The sequence below is a fragment of the Rhodococcus sp. IC4_135 genome (genome assembly GCF_011602025.1).
GTDB lineage: Bacteria > Actinomycetota > Actinomycetes > Mycobacteriales > Mycobacteriaceae > Rhodococcus_F > Rhodococcus_F baikonurensis.
The window spans coordinates 101,981-122,369 of sequence record NZ_JAAOLG010000006.1 but is presented as its reverse complement, the minus strand read 5'-3'; the positions used below and the strand labels follow the sequence as shown (position 1 = coordinate 122,369).

The 20,389-nt window shown below is 62.4% G+C and carries 21 protein-coding genes and 1 pseudogene; 10 read left to right on the top strand and 12 right to left on the bottom strand.

Annotated features, from left to right (window positions below; all coding sequences use genetic code 11):
• Nucleotides 1–6: 6 nt before the first annotated feature.
• Complete coding sequence (locus tag G8767_RS13925) at nucleotides 7–528, bottom strand: TetR/AcrR family transcriptional regulator (RefSeq protein WP_095969902.1); 522 nt, start codon at nucleotides 526–528, stop codon at nucleotides 7–9.
• 129 nt (nucleotides 529–657) lie between these two features.
• Here G8767_RS13925 and G8767_RS13920 point away from each other — a divergent pair, with 129 nt between their 5' ends.
• Nucleotides 658–2,202: an MFS transporter gene (locus tag G8767_RS13920; protein WP_095969903.1), complete on the top strand. Its 1,545-nt coding sequence runs from the start codon at nucleotides 658–660 to the stop codon at nucleotides 2,200–2,202.
• 41 nt (nucleotides 2,203–2,243) lie between these two features.
• Here the strand turns inward: G8767_RS13920 and treZ are convergent, their stop codons facing one another.
• Nucleotides 2,244–3,965, bottom strand: a complete 1,722-nt coding sequence (gene treZ / locus G8767_RS13915) for a malto-oligosyltrehalose trehalohydrolase (RefSeq protein ID WP_166810493.1) — start codon at nucleotides 3,963–3,965, stop codon at nucleotides 2,244–2,246.
• An 83-nt stretch (nucleotides 3,966–4,048) separates the two neighbouring features.
• Between treZ and G8767_RS35805 the strand changes: the two are divergent.
• The 4 genes and pseudogenes from G8767_RS35805 to G8767_RS13895 form a co-directional block, all read left to right on the top strand.
• Nucleotides 4,049–4,141: pseudogene (locus G8767_RS35805) on the top strand (ArsR family transcriptional regulator); the annotation flags it as partial.
• A gap of 85 nt (nucleotides 4,142–4,226) precedes the next feature.
• A complete protein-coding gene (locus G8767_RS13905) occupies nucleotides 4,227–4,613 on the top strand; it encodes a metalloregulator ArsR/SmtB family transcription factor (RefSeq protein ID WP_166810492.1) in 387 nt (128 codons plus the stop codon).
• Nucleotides 4,610–5,710: an ACR3 family arsenite efflux transporter gene (gene arsB, locus G8767_RS13900; RefSeq protein WP_166810491.1), complete on the top strand. Its 1,101-nt coding sequence runs from the start codon at nucleotides 4,610–4,612 to the stop codon at nucleotides 5,708–5,710. The genes G8767_RS13905 and arsB overlap by 4 nt, the downstream gene beginning before the upstream one ends.
• Complete coding sequence (locus G8767_RS13895) at nucleotides 5,707–6,111, top strand: arsenate reductase ArsC (RefSeq protein ID WP_166810490.1); 405 nt, start codon at nucleotides 5,707–5,709, stop codon at nucleotides 6,109–6,111. Before arsB ends, G8767_RS13895 begins: the two co-directional genes overlap by 4 nt.
• Here the strand turns inward: G8767_RS13895 and G8767_RS13890 are convergent.
• From G8767_RS13890 to G8767_RS13880, 4 genes are all read right to left on the bottom strand, one after another.
• Nucleotides 6,095–6,481 (bottom strand): VOC family protein, encoded by a 387-nt coding sequence (locus tag G8767_RS13890; protein WP_240952284.1) that lies wholly within the window; start codon nucleotides 6,479–6,481, stop codon nucleotides 6,095–6,097. The two genes, G8767_RS13895 and G8767_RS13890, sit on opposite strands and share 17 nt — an antisense overlap.
• Before the next feature lie 63 nt (nucleotides 6,482–6,544).
• Nucleotides 6,545–6,676: a hypothetical protein gene (locus G8767_RS36330; protein ID WP_260395768.1), complete on the bottom strand. Its 132-nt coding sequence runs from the start codon at nucleotides 6,674–6,676 to the stop codon at nucleotides 6,545–6,547.
• A complete protein-coding gene (locus G8767_RS13885) occupies nucleotides 6,673–7,263 on the bottom strand; it encodes a TetR/AcrR family transcriptional regulator (RefSeq protein WP_166810488.1) in 591 nt (196 codons plus the stop codon). Before G8767_RS13885 ends, G8767_RS36330 begins: the two co-directional genes overlap by 4 nt.
• 11 nt (nucleotides 7,264–7,274) lie before the next feature.
• Complete coding sequence (locus G8767_RS13880; protein ID WP_166810487.1) at nucleotides 7,275–9,287, bottom strand: MFS transporter; 2,013 nt, start codon at nucleotides 9,285–9,287, stop codon at nucleotides 7,275–7,277.
• A gap of 180 nt (nucleotides 9,288–9,467) precedes the next feature.
• On the opposite strand from G8767_RS13880, the gene G8767_RS13875 reads away from it, so the two are divergent.
• The 3 genes from G8767_RS13875 to G8767_RS13865 are packed head-to-tail and all read left to right on the top strand — an operon-like array spanning nucleotide 9,468 to nucleotide 10,757.
• Entirely contained in the window at nucleotides 9,468–9,662 is a 195-nt protein-coding gene (locus G8767_RS13875) for a DUF1918 domain-containing protein (RefSeq protein ID WP_095969911.1), read from the top strand.
• Nucleotides 9,663–9,719: 57 nt separating this feature from the next.
• Nucleotides 9,720–10,343 carry a TetR/AcrR family transcriptional regulator gene (locus G8767_RS13870; RefSeq protein ID WP_095969912.1) on the top strand — a complete coding sequence of 208 codons (624 nt, stop codon included), beginning with the start codon at nucleotides 9,720–9,722 and terminating at the stop codon, nucleotides 10,341–10,343.
• A 57-nt stretch (nucleotides 10,344–10,400) separates the two neighbouring features.
• Nucleotides 10,401–10,757: a PLD nuclease N-terminal domain-containing protein gene (locus G8767_RS13865; protein WP_003941757.1), complete on the top strand. Its 357-nt coding sequence runs from the start codon at nucleotides 10,401–10,403 to the stop codon at nucleotides 10,755–10,757.
• Between the two features lies 1 nt (nucleotide 10,758).
• Here the strand turns inward: G8767_RS13865 and G8767_RS13860 are convergent, their stop codons facing one another.
• On the bottom strand, nucleotides 10,759–11,649 hold the full coding sequence (locus G8767_RS13860) for a LysR family transcriptional regulator (RefSeq protein ID WP_166810486.1): 891 nt from the start codon (nucleotides 11,647–11,649) through the stop codon (nucleotides 10,759–10,761).
• An 83-nt stretch (nucleotides 11,650–11,732) separates the two neighbouring features.
• On the opposite strand from G8767_RS13860, the gene G8767_RS13855 reads away from it, so the two are divergent.
• Nucleotides 11,733–12,629 (top strand): EamA family transporter, encoded by an 897-nt coding sequence (locus G8767_RS13855; RefSeq protein ID WP_166810562.1) that lies wholly within the window; start codon nucleotides 11,733–11,735, stop codon nucleotides 12,627–12,629.
• 19 nt (nucleotides 12,630–12,648) lie between these two features.
• Here the strand turns inward: G8767_RS13855 and G8767_RS13850 are convergent, their stop codons facing one another.
• Nucleotides 12,649–13,242 (bottom strand): TetR/AcrR family transcriptional regulator, encoded by a 594-nt coding sequence (locus G8767_RS13850; RefSeq protein ID WP_166810485.1) that lies wholly within the window; start codon nucleotides 13,240–13,242, stop codon nucleotides 12,649–12,651.
• Nucleotides 13,243–13,297: 55 nt separating this feature from the next.
• On the opposite strand from G8767_RS13850, the gene G8767_RS13845 reads away from it, so the two are divergent.
• Nucleotides 13,298–13,744, top strand: coding sequence for a PaaI family thioesterase (locus G8767_RS13845; protein ID WP_206029337.1), 447 nt, complete (start codon nucleotides 13,298–13,300; stop codon nucleotides 13,742–13,744).
• Here the strand turns inward: G8767_RS13845 and G8767_RS13840 are convergent.
• The 4 genes from G8767_RS13840 to glgX all read right to left on the bottom strand — a co-directional run bounded on the left by G8767_RS13840 (nucleotide 13,734) and on the right by glgX (nucleotide 20,368).
• On the bottom strand, nucleotides 13,734–14,663 hold the full coding sequence (locus G8767_RS13840; protein ID WP_166810484.1) for an NADP-dependent oxidoreductase: 930 nt from the start codon (nucleotides 14,661–14,663) through the stop codon (nucleotides 13,734–13,736). The genes G8767_RS13845 and G8767_RS13840 overlap by 11 nt on opposite strands.
• A gap of 66 nt (nucleotides 14,664–14,729) precedes the next feature.
• Nucleotides 14,730–15,542, bottom strand: coding sequence for a mycofactocin-coupled SDR family oxidoreductase (locus G8767_RS13835; RefSeq protein WP_019748832.1), 813 nt, complete (start codon nucleotides 15,540–15,542; stop codon nucleotides 14,730–14,732).
• Between the two features lie 94 nt (nucleotides 15,543–15,636).
• Nucleotides 15,637–18,003 (bottom strand): malto-oligosyltrehalose synthase, encoded by a 2,367-nt coding sequence (gene treY, locus G8767_RS13830; protein WP_206029336.1) that lies wholly within the window; start codon nucleotides 18,001–18,003, stop codon nucleotides 15,637–15,639.
• Between the two features lie 13 nt (nucleotides 18,004–18,016).
• Complete coding sequence (gene glgX, locus G8767_RS13825) at nucleotides 18,017–20,368, bottom strand: glycogen debranching protein GlgX (RefSeq protein WP_124569383.1); 2,352 nt, start codon at nucleotides 20,366–20,368, stop codon at nucleotides 18,017–18,019.
• Nucleotides 20,369–20,389: the final 21 nt, after the last annotated feature.

Here is a 20,389-nt window from a genome sequence, read left to right as displayed (position 1 = left end):
CCCCGGTCAGGGCCTGAGCCGCTCGACAACCTGTCGATGCAGCTCGGGGTCGGGCTGGGGGAGCCCGAGCATGGCCGCCAGGTACAGGCCGTCGCCGACGAGGCGGATGATCTCGGCCAGTACGGGATCGGCGATTTCGGTCTGGAGACCCTTGTCCCAGCTCCGCATCACATGTGTGACAGCCTTCTGGATTTCGTCGTGTTGTCCGTCGACTGTTCGGAGCGCGGCAATGATGGAGCGGAAGAGGGAGAGTTCTTCGCTTTCGTTGGCATCGGGAATCTGTAGATAGAACTCGGTGACAGTCGTACCGCCGGCAACGGCGTCCTCGAGTTGCTGATCCGAGCGTTCGCCGAGTCTGCGGACCATCGCCGCGAGGAGTGCTTCCTTGCTGGGGAAGTGATAGAGCAGCCCGCCCTTGGAAACCCCCGCCTCGGCGGCAACGCCTTCGAGCGTGACTTGGGCGACGCCGCTGACCAGCAGCAGCTTCTCCAGTGCGTCGAGAATTCGATCGCGAGTGTCGGCAGCCATGTGATGTGACCCTACCCGGAAATAACTTTACCGCTCGGACGGTTCACTGTTACCGTAGACCTACTGTACCGGCTGGACGGTTCAGTGAAATCTTTTCGAAAGAACATCAGAGAAAGTCGCAGGGGAGCAATGTCAGTGTCGGCAGATCACACGTCTGCAATCAATCCCGACGAGGTTCGGGCGACAAAGCGTGACTGGGCGGGCTTGATAGTCCTTGCCTTTGCTGTGTTGCTCATCGCAGTCGACGGCACGGTGCTCGATCTTGCGCTTCCGTTCATCAGCGCGGACCTCGAACCGAGCAGCACGCAGTTGCTGTGGATCATCGACGTCTATTCGTTCGTGCTCGCCGGTCTGCTCATCACGATGGGTACGCTCGGTGACCGGATCGGCAGGAGAAAACTGCTCCTGATCGGCGCCGTGGGCTTCGGTCTGGCCTCGATCATCGCGGCCCTCGCAGTCAGTCCGGAAATGCTCATCGCCGCCCGTGTGCTGCAGGGCATCTCCGGTGCAACGCTGATGCCGGCCACCCTCGGTCTGATCCGCACGATCTTCGTCAACCCGCGTCAGCGCACCGAAGCCATCGGCGTCTGGGGCGCGATGGCAGGTGGCGGTACCGCAGCCGGCCCGTTGGTCGGTGGTTGGTTGCTCGAGCACTTCTGGTGGGGCTCGGTCTTCTTGATCAACATCCCGGTCATGATCGCGCTGGTGGTACTCGGCCCGATTCTGATCCCGGAGTCGAAGGACCCCAATCCGGGTCGATTCGACCTCATCAGTGCAGGTCTGTCGATGGCGACCATGTTGCCGCTCGTGTACGCGGTCAAGGAATCCGTGGTGCACGGCGTCAGTGGCACGCTGCTGGTCATCGGCCTGGTTGGTCTCGCGGCGGGTTACGTGTTCGTGCGTCGTCAGCGGATGCTGAAGGATCCGATGTTGGATCTGAAACTGTTCGCCAACGCGTCGTTCTCCACCGCGGTCATCACCAACCTGCTCTCGATCTTCGCGCTGGCGGGCGTGCTGTTCTTCGGTTCGCAGTACCTGCAGTTGGTACTCGGTAACTCGGCGTTCAACGCCGGCTTGCTGATGCTTCCGGGCATGTTGCTCAGCGCGTTCACTGCGGTTGCGGCGGCATGGTTGATCCGCCGGTGGTCGGTGTCTCACGTGCTCAGCGCAGGCCTCGCGGTTGCCGGTATCGGTGCTGCGATGCTGCTCGCCCTCGGCGTCGACAGCGGCCCGCTGATGTTCGTGATCGGCTTCGGTCTGGCCGGTGCAGGTGTCGGTGTCGCACTGACACTGACGTCGGATCTTGTGGTCAGTTCGGTGGAACCCGAGCGTGCCGGTGCTGCGTCCGCGGTGTCGGAGACGGCGTACGAACTCGGTATCGCGCTCGGCGTGGCGATCCTGGGCAGCGTGGTGATGGCGATCTTCCGCAAGGGAATCGACACGTCGATGCTCGAAGCAGATCAGGCGCACGCCGCGCAGGGCACTTTGGGTGGTGCGCTGCAGGAAGCGACGTACCTGCCCGGTGAACTCGGTTCGGTGCTTGCCGATTCCGCGAAGTCGGCCTTCGTCGACGGTATGCACGTTGCTGCCGGCGCTACCGCTTTGGTTCTCTTCGTCAGTGCCGCATTGGTGTTGCGGATGCTGCGGAGTACCCCAGAGAACGCGAAGCGTTGACCCGTGTAGAAGTAGCGCCGACTCTGACGGAACCCAGGTAGTCAGCGTTCGAGTACGACGAACGAGTGCCCAGGCACGACGGTTGCGGACGCGGTCTCGTCCTGTGTCGGCGGATCCCAGCATAAAATGGGGGTTCCGCCGGCCGGGACCGAGGCCGCGTCCGTTCCCAGATTGCACACGATCTGTAATGCGCCGCGGCGCAGGGTGATCCACTGGCCGTCCTCGTCGTAGTCGACGTGCAAGTGCCCAAGCCAAGGATCGGTGATCTCGATTCGCTTCTTGCGCAGGGCAAGTAGATCGCGATAGCACGCCAGGATACGAGCATGCGTCTCGTCGGCTCGCTCGTCCCAGTCGAGTTTCGATCGTAGAAATGTCTGTGGATCTTGCGGATCCGGAATGTCGTCGCTGTTCCAGCCGTGTGCCGCGAACTCCGCCTTGCGGCCTGTGGCGGTGGCTTCGCCGAGTTCCGGTTCCGGGTGCGAGGTGAAGAACTGGAACGGGGTGGTGGCTCCCCATTCTTCGCCCATGAACAGCATCGGCGTGTACGGCGAGAGCAGGACCAGCGCCGCCTTGATCGCCAATTGGCCTGGCGTCAGATAGGCGCTCGGGCGGTCGCCGATCGCGCGGTTGCCGATCTGATCGTGGGTGCACGTGTACGCGAGCAGAGCACTGGCCGGCTGATGCGTGATGTCGATCGGCCGACCGTGAACCCGCTCGCGAAACGACGAATAGGTTCCGGCATGGAAGAAACCGCGCCGCAACGTATTCGCAAGTGACTCCAACGAACCGAAGTCGGCGTAGTAGCCCTGGCGTTCACCCGAGACGGCCGCGTGAATGGTGTGGTGGATGTCGTCGTCCCACTGCGCGTCCAGGCCGAACCCGCCTGCCGCGCGTGGCGTGACGAGAGTGGCGTCGTTGAGATCACTTTCGGCGATCAACGTGAGCGGTCGACCCAGATGGGCCGACAGTGTTTCCGTTCGGACGGCGAGTTCCTCGAGGATGTGCGTCCCGGTGTGATCGACCAGGGCATGGACTGCGTCGAGGCGTAGGCCGTCGATGTGGAAGTCGCGCATCCATCGCAAGGCGTTGCCGATGATGTACTCGCGAACCTCGCCCGACTGCGGGCCGCCGATGTTGATGGTTCGGCCCCAGGTGTTCGCCCCGTCCGCGATGTAGGGACCGAACCGTTCGAGATAGTTGCCCGACGGGCCGAGATGGTTGTAGACCACGTCCAGGATCACGCCGAGTCCGCGTTCGTGGGCAGCGTTCACCAGACGTTGCAATCCGTCCGGACCGCCGTAGACCTCGTGGACGGTGTACCAGAGCACGCCGTCGTAGCCCCAGTTGTGAGTTCCGTTGAAGCCGTTGACCGGCATCAGCTCCACGAACCCGATGCCGAGGTCTACCAGGTGATCGAGACGCTCGATCGCGGCGTCGAAAGTTCCTTCGGGGGTGAATGTTCCGATGTGCAGTTCGTAGACGGACGATCCCGGAAGTTGCCTTCCGGTCCAGTGAGAGTCGGTCCAGGACGACTCGTCCAACCGGTGCAGTTGGGAGCGAAGGTGCACGCCCTCGGGCTGTCGCGGTGATCGCGGGTCCGGCAGCGTTTCGCCGTCGACGACAAACCCGTAACGGGCCTGGCTGTCGCAGTCGACCTCGGCTCGCCACCACCCGTCGTCGGTGCGTTCCATGTCGTGAGTGACTCCGTTGACGTCGACCCGGACCGATTCCGGCGTGGGCGCCCAGACCTCGAAAGTATGCACACGATCAGCATGCCTTGTTCGGTCGGATGCGGCAGCCTGGCGGGGCGGGATCGGTCGTCATGGACGGTTTCTATCCGCAGGATCATTCGGCTGGATTCAGAACTATCGGTCTCCGGGAAAAGGTTGCCCAACTCGACGGTGTCTGGCGTGACGCTGTTCTCCTCGAACGACGTGCGGTGACCGCCCCCGTTAGACGGGCCGGGGTCCGTGGTCGAAGATCACTTGATTGCGCCTTGATTCGAAATCTGTCAATATCGAAGAATGTCGAATCAAGGCGCCCCGGAGTCCGAAGCGTGCTGCACCCCACTCGTGCGTGAACCGTTGACCGAGGATTGGGCCGGCGACCTGTCTCGGATGTTCAAAGCGCTCGGTGACCCGGTTCGCCTCCGTCTGCTCAGTTTGGTGGCGAGTCACGAGGGTGGTGAAGCCTGCGTCTGCGACATCTCCGACTCGTTCGACCTGTCCCAACCGACTATCTCGCATCACCTCAAGGTGTTGCGCCAGGCCGGACTACTCGACTGTGAACGACGCGGGACCTGGGTGTACTACTGGGTGATTCCGGCTGCGCTGCAGCAGCTTTCCGCGGTACTCCTGGTTGAAGGTACGAGCGTGAGTGCTGCAGGCTCTTGCGCTGAGGTCACGGCATGAGCAAGGCTGCCGGCGTCGACCACCCTGCGGTGGTCGGCAAACTCTCCACCCTCGACCGCTATCTACCGGTGTGGATCGGCGTCGCCATGGTTGCAGGACTCCTGCTGGGGCGGTGGATACCCGGCGTCAACACGGTCATCGAGAAGGTCCAGATCGACGGGATCTCGTTGCCAATCGCCCTCGGCTTGCTGATCATGATGTACCCGGTATTGGCGAAAGTTTGCTACGACCGACTCGACACGGTCACCGGCGACAAGAAACTACTCGCGGGCTCCCTGGTCCTGAATTGGGTTCTCGGGCCCGCATTGATGTTCGCCCTCGCCTGGCTGATGCTGCCGGATCTCCCCGAATACCGCACCGGACTGATCATCGTCGGCCTCGCTCGCTGCATCGCGATGGTCATCATCTGGAACGACCTGGCCTGCGGTGACCGTGAAGCCGCCGCCGTTCTGGTCGCGATCAACTCGGTATTCCAAGTCTTCATGTTTGCAGTTCTCGGCTGGTTCTACCTGTCCGTCCTACCCGGTTGGCTCGGCCTCGAACAAACCACGATCGACACGTCACCCTGGCAGATCGCCAAATCTGTTCTGATCTTCCTCGGAATCCCGCTGGTTGCCGGTTTCCTGTCCCGCTACTTCGGCGAAAGGGCAAGGGGGCGTGACTGGTACGACAACAGGTTCATCCCGGCGATCAGTCCGTGGGCCCTTTACGGCCTTCTGTTCACGATTGTCGTCCTCTTCGCCTTGCAGGGTGAACAGATCACCTCGCGACCATGGGACGTCGTCCGGATCGCGCTGCCGTTGCTCGCGTACTTCGCACTCATGTGGGGCGGAGGCTACATCCTCGGCGCCGCAATCGGATTGGGTTACGAACGCACCACGACCCTCGCGTTCACCGCCGCGGGCAACAACTTCGAACTTGCGATCGCCGTTGCCATCGCCACCTATGGCGCCACTTCGGGACAGGCGCTTGCCGGTGTCGTCGGCCCGCTGATCGAGGTGCCGGTGCTCGTCGGTCTGGTGTACGTCTCCCTTGCTCTACGCAAACGCTTTGCAGCCGAAGAGGTTTCACCTGGTCGAGAAAGCGCGATGTCATGAGTACGCCATCCGTGTTGTTCGTGTGCGTCCACAACGCCGGCCGCTCGCAGATGGCAGCCGGGTTTCTGAGCCATCTCGCGGGTGATGCTATCGAGGTCCGTTCCGCCGGATCCGCACCCGTCGAGGCCGTCAATTCGGCAGCGGTCGAGGCGATGGCAGAGCGCGGTATCGACATCTCAGCTCAGTCTCCGAAGATCCTCACAGCCGACGCAGTCCAGGACTCGGATGTCGTCATCACCATGGGCTGCGGCGACACGTGCCCGATCTTTCCCGGTAAGAGCTACCGAGACTGGGTTCTCGACGATCCGGCCGGACAGGGCCTCGACGCGGTTCGCCCGATCCGCGACGAAATCGAGCGTCGCGTTCGAGCCCTGATCGCCGAACTCAACCAGCTTCGCTAGGCATTGACCACGGCGACAGATTCGGACCCGCCAGACACAAACAGAACGGATGACCAGCGGGATCGAGCAGCACCCGGCAACGCTCCGGCGCGTTCTGCCGTCTACCGAGTTGGGCGCCGAGGCTGACAGCTTGCTCCTGTGCGATGTCCAGATCATCGACCACTAGATCCAGATGAATCTGCTTCGGTATTGCACCCGTCGGCCACGTGCTCGGGCGATGTTCGTCGATGCGGATTGCGGTGATCTGGCCGCCGCCTGCGCTGACGGTCGCAAACTTCTCAGTACTGTGCGTGATTTTGCCGCCCAGCATATTTCGCCAGAATTCGGCAAGGCGTTGTGGATCATTGCAATCGAGGGTGATCGATCCCAAGCGAGCTACAGGCATGGGCTCGACGCTACAGAATTCCTTGGTTCGGCTTCCTTCGCGGAGGCATTATCCGTCGGCAGGCTCGATGTGTTCGGCACCGAGGACCGAGAGCCGGTATTCCTGTGCATCCTGCTCGGTTTCGAAATCTTTCTCTTCGAGGAGGTTCCGATCGGCGTCGAGGTATCGGTAGGTAGTCATCCCTCCACCGTGCCATTGATGTCCGGTTCCTGCTCGGATACGGGTTCGATCTCGTCGACGATCGTTTGTACGAGTCTCCCGTACTGCTTGATCAAATCCTTCGACGACAACGAATCCTCGCCGAGAAGGTCCAGCGTTCGCATACCTGTGGCAAGCCCGAGCACGAGTGAGACGACCAGTTGGCTACGAACCAAATCCGGCGAGGTGTCGCCGATGCGTCGCGCGATCCCGTGAACGTATCGTTCCTTGATCTCAGCCCTGGCTGCGCCGGGATCCGGGGCTTCGTGAACATGTACGGCGAGCATTGCCCACGGATCGGTTTCGTCGGCTTCCCTACGGGTAACGAGTCTCTCGACCAGCCAGTAGCCGAAGCCACCTGAGGAGTCGCCGTTCGGCTCCTCGTCCATCGGAGGTGCGGACGGGATCGCCGCCGAATACAACCGAGCTTTGCTGCCGTAGATCTTCATGACCAGCGCGGGGGAGTATCCGGCGGCTGCCGCAACATCTTTGATCTTCGTCGAGGCATACCCGCGTTCCGCGAACAAGGATGTCGCGGCCGTGAGGATGCTCTCTTCAGCGGTGCTCATGGCAGGCCTGCTCATACGGTTGTCAGCGGCTCTGCATCGAGGGGAACGTCGAAGTCGACGACGGTGGACTGCGCGATGACCGCGATCTGCCTCGCGAGTGTGCCGTGTCCGCTCGCGGTCAACGCGGTGAGGATGTATCGACCGGATGTGGGGAGAGCGATTCCGTAGTGTCCGGCTCCGTCGGTGACGGTGGATGCGACGAACTCGCCGGTCGGTTTGGTGAGTGTGACGACAGTTCCAGAAGTTGTCTGCCCACCCACACCGACCTTGCCGGAGATGGTAAGGCGCTCACCGAGTTCGACGGTGTGCGTCGATTGCGCGTTGTCGAAACCGACCACCTGTGAGATCGGGGACCAGCCGTCGGCGCTCGTTACCACCAAGTACCGTCCGGGCTGCGGAAGAGCGAGGGAGAAATTGCCCTCGTTGTCGGCGCGGCTCCAGTCGATCGGACGCCCGTCCATGTCCATCACGGTGACCACGGCCTGCCTGATGGGGCGACTGTCCGCTCGGACGACGCGACCGGCAACCACTATTTCCGTATCGCTCACGGCGGCGTCGGGAAGCTCGAAACCTTCCGGTGTGACCGGGCGAAGTGCCGTTTCCGGTTTTGCGCCGCGGCGAGGAATGAAGGCAGCGGCACCGGCAGCGGCAACCGCGGCCAGGGCGGCGAGCCAGAAGATGTTCTTGAAGGCGTCGATCGACGGAAGGCCCTCGCCGGGTCCGGATGGAATGACCATCGAGGTGAGCATGGCGGCGACCACCGCGCTGGAGATCGAGGTACCGACCGAGCGAAGGAGCGAGTTGAGGCCGTTTGCCGACGCGGTTTCCGTGATCGGGACCGAGCGCATGATCAGCATCGGCATCGCGGAGTACGCGATTGCAGTTCCGATGCTGACCACCGCTGCGCTGATGATGATCAGTGCGATCGATCCGGTCAGGAACACGCGCGCGATGTAGGCGAGCGCGAGCACCGTGCCGCCGACGATCAGGGTGATTTTCGCCTCGAATCGTTTGGTGATGTTCGCGGACACGGGAGCGAAGAAGACCATCGCGAGTCCTGCCGGAATCATGCAGAGCCCAGCCGCCATCACGCCCAGTTCGAAGCCGTAGCCGGAGATTTTCGGCATCTGAAGTTGTTGTGTTGTCGAAAGGTTGTTCGCGTACATCGAGAAGCCGACGAGGATCGACGCGACGTTGGTCAGCAGTACTGGCCGCTTGGCTGACGTGCGCAAGTCGACCATCGGCTGGGTGACGCGTAGTTCGTAGGGGAACCACAGTGCGAGCGTCACGACCCCGATGACGAACATCAGCAATGTCGGTTCACTGGTCCACCCCCAGCGGGAGCCCTTGGAAATGGCCAGGAGGAGCGCGGCGAGTGAAACCGAGAGCATGACTGCGCCGAGGAAGTCGAACTTGCCCCGGGTGCGAACACTTGATTCCGGGACAACGACGGCCACTGCGACGATCAGTAGGACGCCCACGATCGCCGAGAGCCAGAAGATGGCGGGCCAGCCGAGGTGTTCGAAGATCAACCCCGACAGCGGGAGTCCGAGTGCGGCACCGACTCCGAGAGTGGCGCTCATCAATGCGGTTGCCGACGCCACCTTCTCCTTGGGGAGTTCGTCGCGCATGATGCTGATTCCGACCGGAATCATCGAGATGGCGAAGCCTTGAAGTCCGCGCCCGATGAGGAGGAAAACGAAGTTGCCGCCGATCGCTGCGATCAGTGATCCGACCACGATCGTGGTCATCGAGATCAGCATCATGCGTCGTTTTCCGAACATGTCCGCCAGGCGGGTGACGATCGGGGTGGCGACGGCACTGGTCAGCAGGGTGACGGTGACCAGCCAGGAAGCGTCGTCCGCGCTGACGCCGAGGATCTTCGGAAACTCGGGCAGCAACGGAATGACCATGGTTTGTTGCAGTGCGACCACGGTGCCGGACAGACAGAGGATTGCGGTGATGAGCCGACTCGAACGGCGAGGGGTCGGAGACGAGTGCAATGCCAAGAGACGGTCCTTCACGAGGCGTGGGGTGAACGGTAGTTCACCCCTGAGTGAATCACTGTTCACCCCTGATTGTCACATCGGTAGATTGTGTCTTCGGTCACGACTTCGGTGATGTCACTGGTTTCCCCGCCGGTATCGCGGGAACAACGACAGTGGTGTTCTGCGCCTGCGCTTGGCGGGCAGCGAGGAGGAGTGATGCGTGCCGAAGTAGGTGACCGCCTTCATGTTCAGGGGCGAGTGGTCGGTCAGTCCGAGGTGACGGCCGAGGTCCTCGAAGTTCACGGTGAGGATGGGGGACCGCCCTATCTGGTCAGGTACGACAACGGACACGAGGCACTCGTGTTTCCTGGCAGTGACGGTTGGATCGACCATCCTGGAAAAGGCTCCTGATCTGCACTCTTATTTCCCTGCATGGCTGTTGCATCGAATGCGGCTAAAGTGTGCGCAATGGAGGGTAAACGCCAGTATCACTCCCGTGTGCGTGAGGCTTCCGCGCAACGAACCAAGGAACTCATTCGTGATGCGGCGACGACTCTGTTCGTGCGCGACGGGTATGTCAGCGCCACTGTCAAACAGATTGCCGACGCCGCCGGTGTGGCCAATCGGACCGTGTTCACGGCGTTCCCCGGCGGAAAGCTCGAGATTTTCGAAGCGGCACTTGCTGCAGCGCTGGACGCCGAGCCTTTTCCTCTCGGTGCGCCGAGTTCGGCCTCGGACCCCGATGACGTTCGGCGGATCGTCTCGCAGATCGTCGCACAGGGCATCGGCATGCTCGAGCGTGCCGGTGCTCTCATGATGGTCACCGTGGAATCTTCAGGTGCCGATTCCGACATGCGACGTCTGTCCGAGGAGTCGGCCGAGCAATCGGCAGCCAATGCGATGTCGATAGCGGAGGGTCTGTCGGAACACGGTTTGCTGAGGCCGGAGATCTCGCTCGAGAAGGCCGCGGGAATACTTGCCGCCTTCGTCTCGCCGCAGCTCCATCAACAACTGCGTCGAGTCAGTGGTTGGGATCTCGACGCATACCGCTCGTGGCTGGAGTTCAACATTCGACAGAATCTAATGTACTAATTGGTCTGTTTTGGTTAGCATGGCGAGGGTTTTTTATTCTCGGGAGGAATCGCCAGCGTGCCCTATGCCTTGTTCGGCCTCATCACGATGCTGCTCTGGATCTTTTGCATCGTCGACGCCATCACGAGAGATGACGCCTATATCCAGTACCTGCCCAAGGTCGTCTGGATTCTGATCATCATCTTCCTTCCCACTCTCGGTTCGGTGCTCTGGCTCGTGGTGGGTCGCGGGCAGAATGCACCTCGTGGGTACGTCGGCCCCACCGGCTACGGCGAATACGAGCGTCCGGGACGCGCAGTCGCGCAGGATCCGGCGGCGGACGAAGCCTTCCTTCGTCAGTGCCGTGAGCGGGCGGAGGAGCAGCGCCGAATCGCCAAGCAGCAGCGCCGCGACGGAGACGCTGATCGAATGTGAGTTATCGATACGTCATGAGCTGGTCCAGCACGAGTCGAAGTGGCGGCCAGGACGTTCGGCCACGACGGGTTACCGCGTAGGCCGTGAGGATGACGGGCGGATCGATGAGTGGTTCGACCCGCACGCCTTCGCGAGTTTTACGTTCGAGCGGCATCAGTCCGACACCGTAGCCGCTGAGGACCAATAGTTCGACCAAGTCGAGACTGTCGATCTGGTGAGTGATCCGTGGGGTGAATCCAGCCAGCGACGCGAGGGTTCGCACGGCGCGCTCGTCGGCAGTGTTTCGTGAGTTCACGATCCATGGGGTGTCTGCGAAGGCCCGGAGATCGATCCTGGAATTCGTTCCCTCGTCGGGCGTTCGGGCGTTGTCGGGAACGCACAGTCCCCACGGCGTCGACCAGAGCGGAACTGCTTCGAGAAGTGGACTCGGCGACGCGGGGGCGAGGTTGTAGTCGTACGTCAGTGCGAGGTCGAGGTCGTCGCGTTCGAGGAGTGCGAAGGCCTCGACTGGTTCGTATTCGTAGATCACCACGTCCACCAGCGGATGACTGTGTTGCAGGCTTCGGGCGACGGGGAGCATGGCGGTTCTGATGGCAGTTGCGAATCCGCCGACTCGCAGCGTTCCCACCGGTTCGGCGTCCGGATCGAGGTCCAGTCGAGCGGCGTCGAGCGCCGCCAGGATAGTGACCGCATGATCCGCGAGTCGTTGCCCGGCGGGGGTGAGGCGAACGCGTCGGCCGTCCGGCTCGATCAACGCTGTTCCGGTTTCGGCCGTCAAAGCAGCGAGCTGTTGGGACACTGTCGACGTCGTGAGGTTGTGCGCTTCGGCGACGGCGCGCATCGAACCCAAACGCGAGAGTTCGAGAAGAAGGTGAAGTCGACGGGTTTCCATTCGTCGATCATTCACTAATCGTGAACATAATGTGGGTCGAAATCGCGTGGACGCGAACGGTTGGTGTCCCGTTCAATGCAGATATGGATACGAGAGCGCGAGCCGGCGTCGGTCTGGCTGTTCTGGCGATGTTGTGCGTACAGCTCGGCCTCGCCGTCTCGGTGAGTCTGATCGATCAGCTCGGCGCGGACGGAGCGGCGTGGGTGCGCCTTGCCTGGGCGGGCATCATTCTTTTGATCATCGTCAGGCCCCGGCCGTCCGCGTTCACCCGCAAGGCGTTTCTGGCCTGCGTGGTCCTGGGTGTGGTGACCGCCGGGATGACGCTCTTGTTCATGGCGGCCGTGGAGCGTCTTCCGCTGGGCACGGCAAGCGCCTTGGAATTCTTGGGTCCGCTGACAGTTGCTCTGCTGCGTGGGCGCGGCCGTGTTCTGTGGCCGGTTCTGGCCGGTGTCGGCGTAGTCCTTCTGACCGAACCGTGGGCGGGCACGGTCGATCTGGTCGGAGTGGGATACGCGCTCGGCGCAGCGCTCTGCTGGGCGATGTACATACTGCTCACCCAGCGTGTCGGCGACGAGGTTGCCGGTATCAACGGGCTGGCGGTGTCGATGGCCGTAGCTGGTTTGGCCGCAACAATTGCCGTGGGGCATTCGGCCATCGGGCGGCTGACCCCGCACCTGATCCTCGTGGGCCTCGGGCTCGCGATTCTGCTGCCCGTCGTGCCCTTCGTCTTGGAGATGGTCTCGCTGCGGCGGCTGTCGACGGCAGCGTTCGGCACGCTGATGAGTCTCGAACCCGCGTTCGCTCAGCTCATCGGTTTGATTGTGTTGCACCAGGTCCCGAGCCTTCTGGCCGTGGCAGGTATCGCGTGCGTCGTCGTCGCCGGTATCGGCGCGGCCCGAGGTGGCGCGAGAGATCGTGCTCAGAGGCCGGCCGCGCCACCCTCCGATTCCGAGCGAACGTACCTTTCGGCGCCTTCATGAGACCGAGAGTGCCGTTCGCTCAGTGCACGGCTGCCGAAGCGATTGCTCCGTCGAACACGTCGGCGACCTCGCCGAGCGAATCGAGAATCGGCTGACCTGATCGTTCGACGCGAGCCCGCACCAGCGAACCCTCGAGCGCGGACACTGCAAGGACGGCAAGTCGTTCCGCTCGCGTACGTGCGACCCCGGATTCGATCAGTGAGTCGCGCAGTAGCGAAGTCCACTGTCGGTAGACCGCCTGTCCGGCGGCTGTCACGCTCTCCGAATCGGGGGCAAGTTCCAACAACACCGTCGTGATCGGCGAGCCTTCGTGGAAGTCCGAATCGCTGACCCATCCGGTGAGCAACCGCGCGTACTCGCGCAGCAGCGATCCGGCGTCTGATTGGCTCTCGGCGAGTTCGGTCAGAGTGTCGGTGACCAACTGCCCGCCGACGCGGACGACCTCTTCGCCAATCTGCTCCTTGCCGCCGGGAAAGTAGTGGTAGAGCGAACCTTTCGGCGCCCCGCTCGACTTGAGGATCTCGTTGAGGCCTGTTGCCGCATATCCCTGGCGGCGAAACAGATCGGCCGCAGCTCGTACAAGTGCCTCGCGGTGTTTCGGGGGAGTCGCCACGCGTTGGAGCTTAAACACCCCAGCGAACCATCACAATCTATGTAGACTGGTCTACATGGAGAATGCGGAGATACTCGAACAATTGCGCGCGGTCAACGCGTCGGCGGCCTTCAATCGGTGGGCGGGCTTCGAGGTCACGGAAGCAGAACCGGGTCGCGTGCGCCTGCGGCTCGAATGGCGTGAGGATCTCAGCCAGTACTCCGGACACCTGCACGCTGCGCTCGTGGCGGGGCTCGTGGACACCGCATGTGGGTTTGCCGCCTTCACACAGGTGGGCGTAGTGGCCGCATCCAACTGTGCGGTCAACTTCGTGAGCCCAGGAGTCGGAACCGCATTCGTCGCCACGGCACGCTCGGTCAAGGCCGGGCGTAAGCAGGTGTTCGTCACTGCCGAGGTACATGCCGAACGCGAAGGCGAATCCGTGCTCGTCGCGTTCGGCACCACTCTGTTGGTTCCACTCGGCGCTCAATCTCAGGGAACCCCAGGCAAAGTCAGGGAATGAGGATGAACTTCCCGGCGGGATGAGAACTCTGCAACTCGGTGTGAGCGAGCGCGACGTCCGTCAGTGGAAAGGTCTTGGCGATCTTCACGGTGAGATGTCCGGAACCGGCTTGTTCGACCAGTTCGGATCGTGCCTTCAAACGTGCTTCGGCACTTGCCGGATTGCCTCCGCCGACAGACGCGAAGCCGTCGGTCTGGGCGCGTCCGAACGCGACGATGGTGACGATACGGCTCGTGTCGGTGACCAACGCCAGAGATGTATCGACGGCTTCGTCAGTTCCGGCGGTGTCGAAAGCGGCGTCGACACCGTTCGGTGCTAGTTCACGAACGCGGGCTTCGAGGCCGTTGCCGTAGACCACCGGGGTAGCGCCGAGTGAACGCACGTACTCCTGATTGGAGGCTCCCGCAGTGCCGATCACGGTGGCCCCGCGAGCTACTGCCAGCTGGACGGCAATCGCGCCGACGCCGCCGGACGCGCCGTGGATGAGAACGGTGTCGCCGGAGCCGACTCTAATCGTGTCGAGCGCGTCGACTGCAGTTCCGCCGACGAGAAGGAGTCCGGCCGCCTGCTCCCAGCCGATGCCGGCGGGCTTCGCGGTCACCGAGGAGGCCGGAACGACAACCTGTTCGGAATAAAGACCGTTGCCCGGGCTGACGATCACCTCGTCGCCGACTGCCACGTCCGCGACAGCGTCACCGACGGCAGAGACGACGCCCGCCGCCTCGCCGCCGAGGCGGATCGGAAGTTTCTCGGGATCGGTGCCGAAAGCACCGCTGTAGAGCTTGAAGTCGAAGGGATTCACCCCGATCGCCTTCACGTCGACCAGGACTTCGCCTGATTTCGGTGCCGGTAAATCGATGTCCAGCAGCTCCAGGACCTCGGGCGTGCCGTACGTCTGCGCTACAACAGTTTTGGTCATGTCTCGCGCAACCGTCCTCGGGGAAGCGATATTCCCCGAGGACGGGAAAAACTCGAGAAGATTCGATCAGCGGATCAGGGTGCCCAGATCGAGCGGCATCGCGATGCCGGTGATGTGATGGGCCTCGTCAGAACCGAGGAACGCGACGGCTGCGGCGATGTCCTCCGGCTGGCTGACCGGGTCGGGCAAGGTCTGCATGAAGATCGGACCGAGTGTGTGAGCGTTGGCGTCGATGAGCGGCCGCATGTCCGTCATCTGCATTCCGGTTTCCACGCCGTGCGGGTGGATGGTGTTGACCCGAATGTTGTACTGCCCCAATTCCGAGGCCATCGTCTTGGCCAGACCGGTGATGCCGTGTTTGCTCGCGACGTAGTGGCCGAGGAAGGGGAGCCCACGCAGGCCGGCGACGGAGCTGGTGAAGATGATCGAGCCACCGGTGCCTTGCTTGATCAGGTGCGGGATCGCTGCCTTGGCGGTGTGAAAGACTCCGGTCAGGTTGACGTCGAGCGTTTCCTGCCACTGCTCGGGCGTGATTTCCCAGGACATGTTGGCAGAACAGATTCCGGCGTTCGCGACGACGACGTCGAGGCGCCCCAGTTCGTCGATGCCGGCATCGAGCGCCGCGGACAGCGCAGAGAAGTCGCGGACGTCGGTCTTGGTAGCGACAATTCGACGGTCCAGAGCCTTGACCAGTTCGACTGTCTCGGCCAGGTCGTCTTCGGTGGCGCCGGCGTAAGACGTGGATTCGAATTGAACACACGCGTCGACGGCGATGATGTCTGCGCCCTCTTCTGCCAGCCGGACAGCTTCCGCCCGCCCCTGACCGCGGGCTGCTCCGGTGATGAAGGCAACTTTTCCGGTGTATCGATTGGCAGTCATGCTCAAACCTCCGAATAGTGGTGACGATCTGCTCTTCGGAAGTTAGCGCGACGAAGTTCTTTTCGGGGGTGAATGTCCAGTCAGCGGAAACCGCTCAGCACACCCTGGTCAACAGGGCACATGGTCCGGCGGCGAAGACATCGCGCGCATCTGCGGACGTGACGGGTTGTCCGCTCAGTGCGTCGAGCCATTCGCCTTCGGGAAGGTCGATTCGTGTGTCTCGCCAGCCGTGCGACGAGAGTCCGAGCGAATGTCGCGTCGCCAGAGCAACGACCATGGGCGGATCACCTGCCGGGCCGCGCGAGAAGCCGACCAGATGACCGGATCCGGAACCTGAAGCGAAGATGGGCCGGTACTCACCGTGATCGAACCACGAGGTGTTCTCCCGCCGCAGTGTCAGTGCCGTGCGAACGAGGTGCAACTTTGCGGTTCCTGTCGCGTCGATCGGCGCGGCGCCGGATTCGAGCAGTGATCGCCTCGTTCCGTAGTCGACAACGCGCCGGTTGTCCGGGTCGACCAGCGAGTCCTCCCACAGCTCCGTGCCCTGGTAGACGTCGGGAACTCCGGGCCCGAGGAGTTGGAGCAACTTTTGGCCCAGAGAGTCCGACCAGCCGTGACGCGCTATCCGGCCGACGAATTCGCTGACCGAATCAGCGACAGGACCGTCGATCACCTGGTCGATCCAGTGATGCACCGCCGACTCGAAGCCGACGTCCGGATCGTTCCAGGACGTCTTTGCGCCGGATTCACGGACGGCCTTTTCTGCATAGGCGTGTAAACGTTCGCGCAGTTCTGGAAGCGAGGACGCAGGGCTACCGTCGGCCGGCCACACACCGATGATGTTCTGCCACAAAAACAATCCGGTCAGCGGATCAGGGCTGGGGCACACGCCTTCCCACTCGCGAATCATCCTGGACCACAGGGTAGGCACCTGAGACACAACACCGATCCGTGCCCGCACGTCCTCGCCGCGTTTGGTGTCGTGAGTGGACAGACTCGTCATCGCACGCGGCCACCGCTTCGCTCGGTCCGCGTTGTGGAGATGGAATTCGGCGACGGAGACGGCAAGCGACGCCGGGTTGCCGCCGACTTCCTGACGTGAGACCAGGCGCGCCGTCCGATAGAAGAGACGATCCTCGACGGACTTGGCCATGACAGCGCCGCACACCTGCTGGAAGCGAACTGCCGCTTCATTTCCGTTCACCAGTGACTGCGCCAACACGTTGAACGCTGCTTCATGCCCGGGAGCCAATTCGTGCATGTCGCCGACGATACGAGCGGCCAAACCGGCGAGGGGACTGTAATCGGATCTGTACACCGGCATCCGAGCGATCGCGACCACCACGGCGTCGTTCAGTTCGGTCTCACTGCAACGACTTCCGGTTTCGCGTCGGATTGCGCGCACGAGCCTGCGAACCTCGGGGGCAAGGTCACCGCGCCCGGTGTCGCGTTTGAACTGACGTTCGGTGTGATGCAACCACGTACTGTCCCCGTCGTCGCCGGTCAGATCTGCAGAGAGTTCGGTCAATTCGAGTTCGGCGGCGGGATCGACGAAAATGCCGCCCAATTGATTGAGCGCGTCGTATCCGGTGGTGCCGTCGATCGGGAGCAGCGGATCGAGTGGTTCAGTGTGGCCGAGGATCTTCTCGATCACGAGCCACTGATCTGGTCCGATCAGTTCTCGCAGGCGCCCGAGATACTCCGCCGGATTTGCGAGTCCGTCCGGGTGATCGATGCGAACGCCGTCGATCAGTCCTTCGTCGACCCACGACTTCACTTGCCGATGGCAGAGTTCGAAGACTTTGGGGTCCTCCTGGCGCACTGCAGCGAGTTCGTTGACGGCAAAGAACCGTCGGTAGTTGATGATTCCGGCGTTCCACGGTACGAGTCGGTACGACTGCCTGGCGTGGACCTCCTGTGGAGATCCGAGTTCGGTGCCCGCCGCGACGGGGAAGCGGTGCTCGTAGAAAGCGAGAAGTGTTTCCTCACCGTCTTTCTCGACGGTCAGTGCGTCGAGATCGGCCGGGCTGCCCAGTACCGGGAGCGAGAGCTTGCCCTCGGCGCCGTTGGCTCCGTTGTCGTCGGCCCAGTCGATGTCGAAGAAGTCTGCGTACTCCGACGACTGCCCGTGCGTGAGAACGTCCCACCACCAGGCATTTTCGCGAGGTTTGGCGACACCGACATGGTTGGGGACCAGATCGACGATCAGGCCCATCCCACGTGATCGAACCGCGTGCGAGAGCTCCACCAACGCCTCGCGGCCACCAAGTCCTTCGGACACGGTTGTCGGATCGGTGACGTCGTAGCCGTGCGTCGACCCGGATGTTGCCGTGAGGATGGGGGAGAGATAAAGGTGCGAGACCCCCAACGCCTCGAAGTAGTCCACTTGCGCGGCCGCATCACGAAGGGTGAACGCGTCCGGGCGCAACTGCAGTCGGTAGGTGCTGGTTATCGGGGCCATCTGCACGTCTCCCTCAAGCCGTTCTGCGAAGTACCGTCAATGCTCGGGCTTTTACATCCAATGTCGTTCCGGCTTTGACCACGGTGTCGCTCTCACCGGTGGGGACCGAGGTGTCGAGTACGACGGTCCACTCCGACGCGTAGTCCGCGTTGGGGGTGGAGAATTCGAGATCTTCGTAGTGGGCGTTGAAACATAGAAGGAACGAATCTCCCGTGACGCGCTCGCCGCGGTAGTTCGGTTCCGGGATCGCGTCACCGTTGAGAAAGACGGCCAACGACTTGCCGAAACCGCTGTCCCAGTCGGCCGGAGTCATCTCCTCGCCCGACGGCGTGAGCCAGGCGATGTCGCGACTCTGATCGCCACTTCGAATAGGTCGACCCTCGAAGAATCGACGACGCCGGAAGACCGGGTTCTTGGCGCGCAAGGCAATTGCGCGCTTGGTGAACTCGACGAGATCCGCGTTGGTTTCCGCGAGAGTCCAATCCATCCAGGACAGTTCCGAATCCTGGCAGTAGACGTTGTTGTTGCCCTGCTGAGTTCGGCCCATCTCGTCGCCGTGAGCGAGCATCGGGGTGCCCTGGCTGAGCATCAGCGTCGCGAGAATATTCCGGCTCTGACGTCCACGCAGATCGAGGATCTCCGGGTCGTCGGTGGGGCCTTCGACGCCGCAGTTCCACGATCGGTTGTGCGATTCGCCGTCGTTGTTGTTCTCGCCGTTGGCTTCGTTGTGCTTCTCGTTGTACGAGACGAGGTCGTGCAGGGTGAAACCGTCGTGAGCGATGACGAAATTGATGCTCGCGCCAGGGCGACGTCCGGTGGCCTCGTAGAGATCAGAGGATCCGGTGAGGCGGGAAGCGAACTCGCCCAGCGTTGCCGGTTCACCGCGCCAGTAGTCACGGACGGTATCGCGGTACTTGCCGTTCCATTCGGTCCACAGGCCGGGGAAGTTGCCGACCTGGTAACCGCCCTCGCCGACATCCCACGGTTCGGCGATCAGCTTCACCTGACTGACGATCGGATCCTGTTGCACCAGATCGAAGAAGGCGGAGAGGCGGTCCACGTCGTGCAGTTCACGGGCGAGTGTCGAGGCGAGGTCGAAGCGGAAACCGTCGACATGCATTTCGGTGACCCAGTACCGCAGCGAGTCCATGATCAGCTGCAGTGTGTGCGGATGACGGGCGTTGAGGCTGTTGCCCGTTCCGGTGTAGTCCATGTAATGCGCTTCGTCGCCGTCGACCAGGCGGTAGTAGGCAGCATTGTCGATGCCGCGGAAGCTGATGGTCGGCCCCATGTGGTTGCCCTCGGCGGTGTGGTTGTAGACCACGTCGAGGATCACCTCGATGCCTGCCTGGTGGAAGCTGCGCACCATCGCTTTGAATTCCGCTACGGCCGCATCGGGTTTTGCGGCCGACGAGTAGTCGGTATGCGGAGCGAGAAAACCGAAGGTGTTGTAACCCCAGTAATTTCGCAGTCCTTGGTCGAGAAGCACCTGATCGTGCATGAACTGGTGGACCGGCATCAGTTCGATAGCAGTGACACCCAGATTGGTGAGGTGCTCGATGATCACCGGATGCGCGAGTCCGGCGTAGGTGCCGCGCAGTTCCTCCGGAATTCCGGGGTGCGTCGCGGTCATACCCTTGACGTGCGCTTCGTAGATGACCGTCTCGTGGTACGGGCGCTTCGGCGAGCGATCGGACGCCCAGTCGAAGAAGGGATTGATGACGACGGTCGACATCGTGTGGCCGAGCGAATCATGTTGGGGGAAAGGGATGGTGGCGGGTTCGTCGGTGAGTGGGGCGGGATCGAAGGGTTCGGGGTCGAGGATCTCGTCGGATTCCTGATCGCCCGTGGGTGACGCGTCTTCCACCTCGTCCTCGAGGACCACCTCGCCCGATTCGGCTTCCGAACTCGTCTCGTCGGTCGCGTCTTCCGGCTCCGCTGCAGGAGTTTCGTCGTCTCCCGAAGGTTCGGGATCGCCTGCCGACTCGACGTCGTACGAGAACAGTGAACGGTCTCCGTCGAAGTCTCCGTCGAATGCTTTTCCGTACGGGTCCAGCAACAGTTTGCTCGGATCGCACCGCAGGCCTGCCGCCGGATCGTACGGTCCGTGGACGCGGTAGCCGTATCGCTGGCCGGGGGATACGGACGGAAGGTATGCATGCCAGACGTAACCGTCGACCTCGTCCATCCGAATCCGGGTTTCGGTTCCGTCCTTGGCGATCAGGCACAGTTCCACGGCTTCGGCGACCTCGGAGAAGAGCGAGAAATTGGTCCCCGCACCGTCGTAGGTGGCACCGAGTGGGTACGCACTGCCAGGCCATACCGGTATGGGAGTGGCTGAGGTCTCGCTCGGCGGTTGATCCATGAATCAGACCCTATCGGGTGC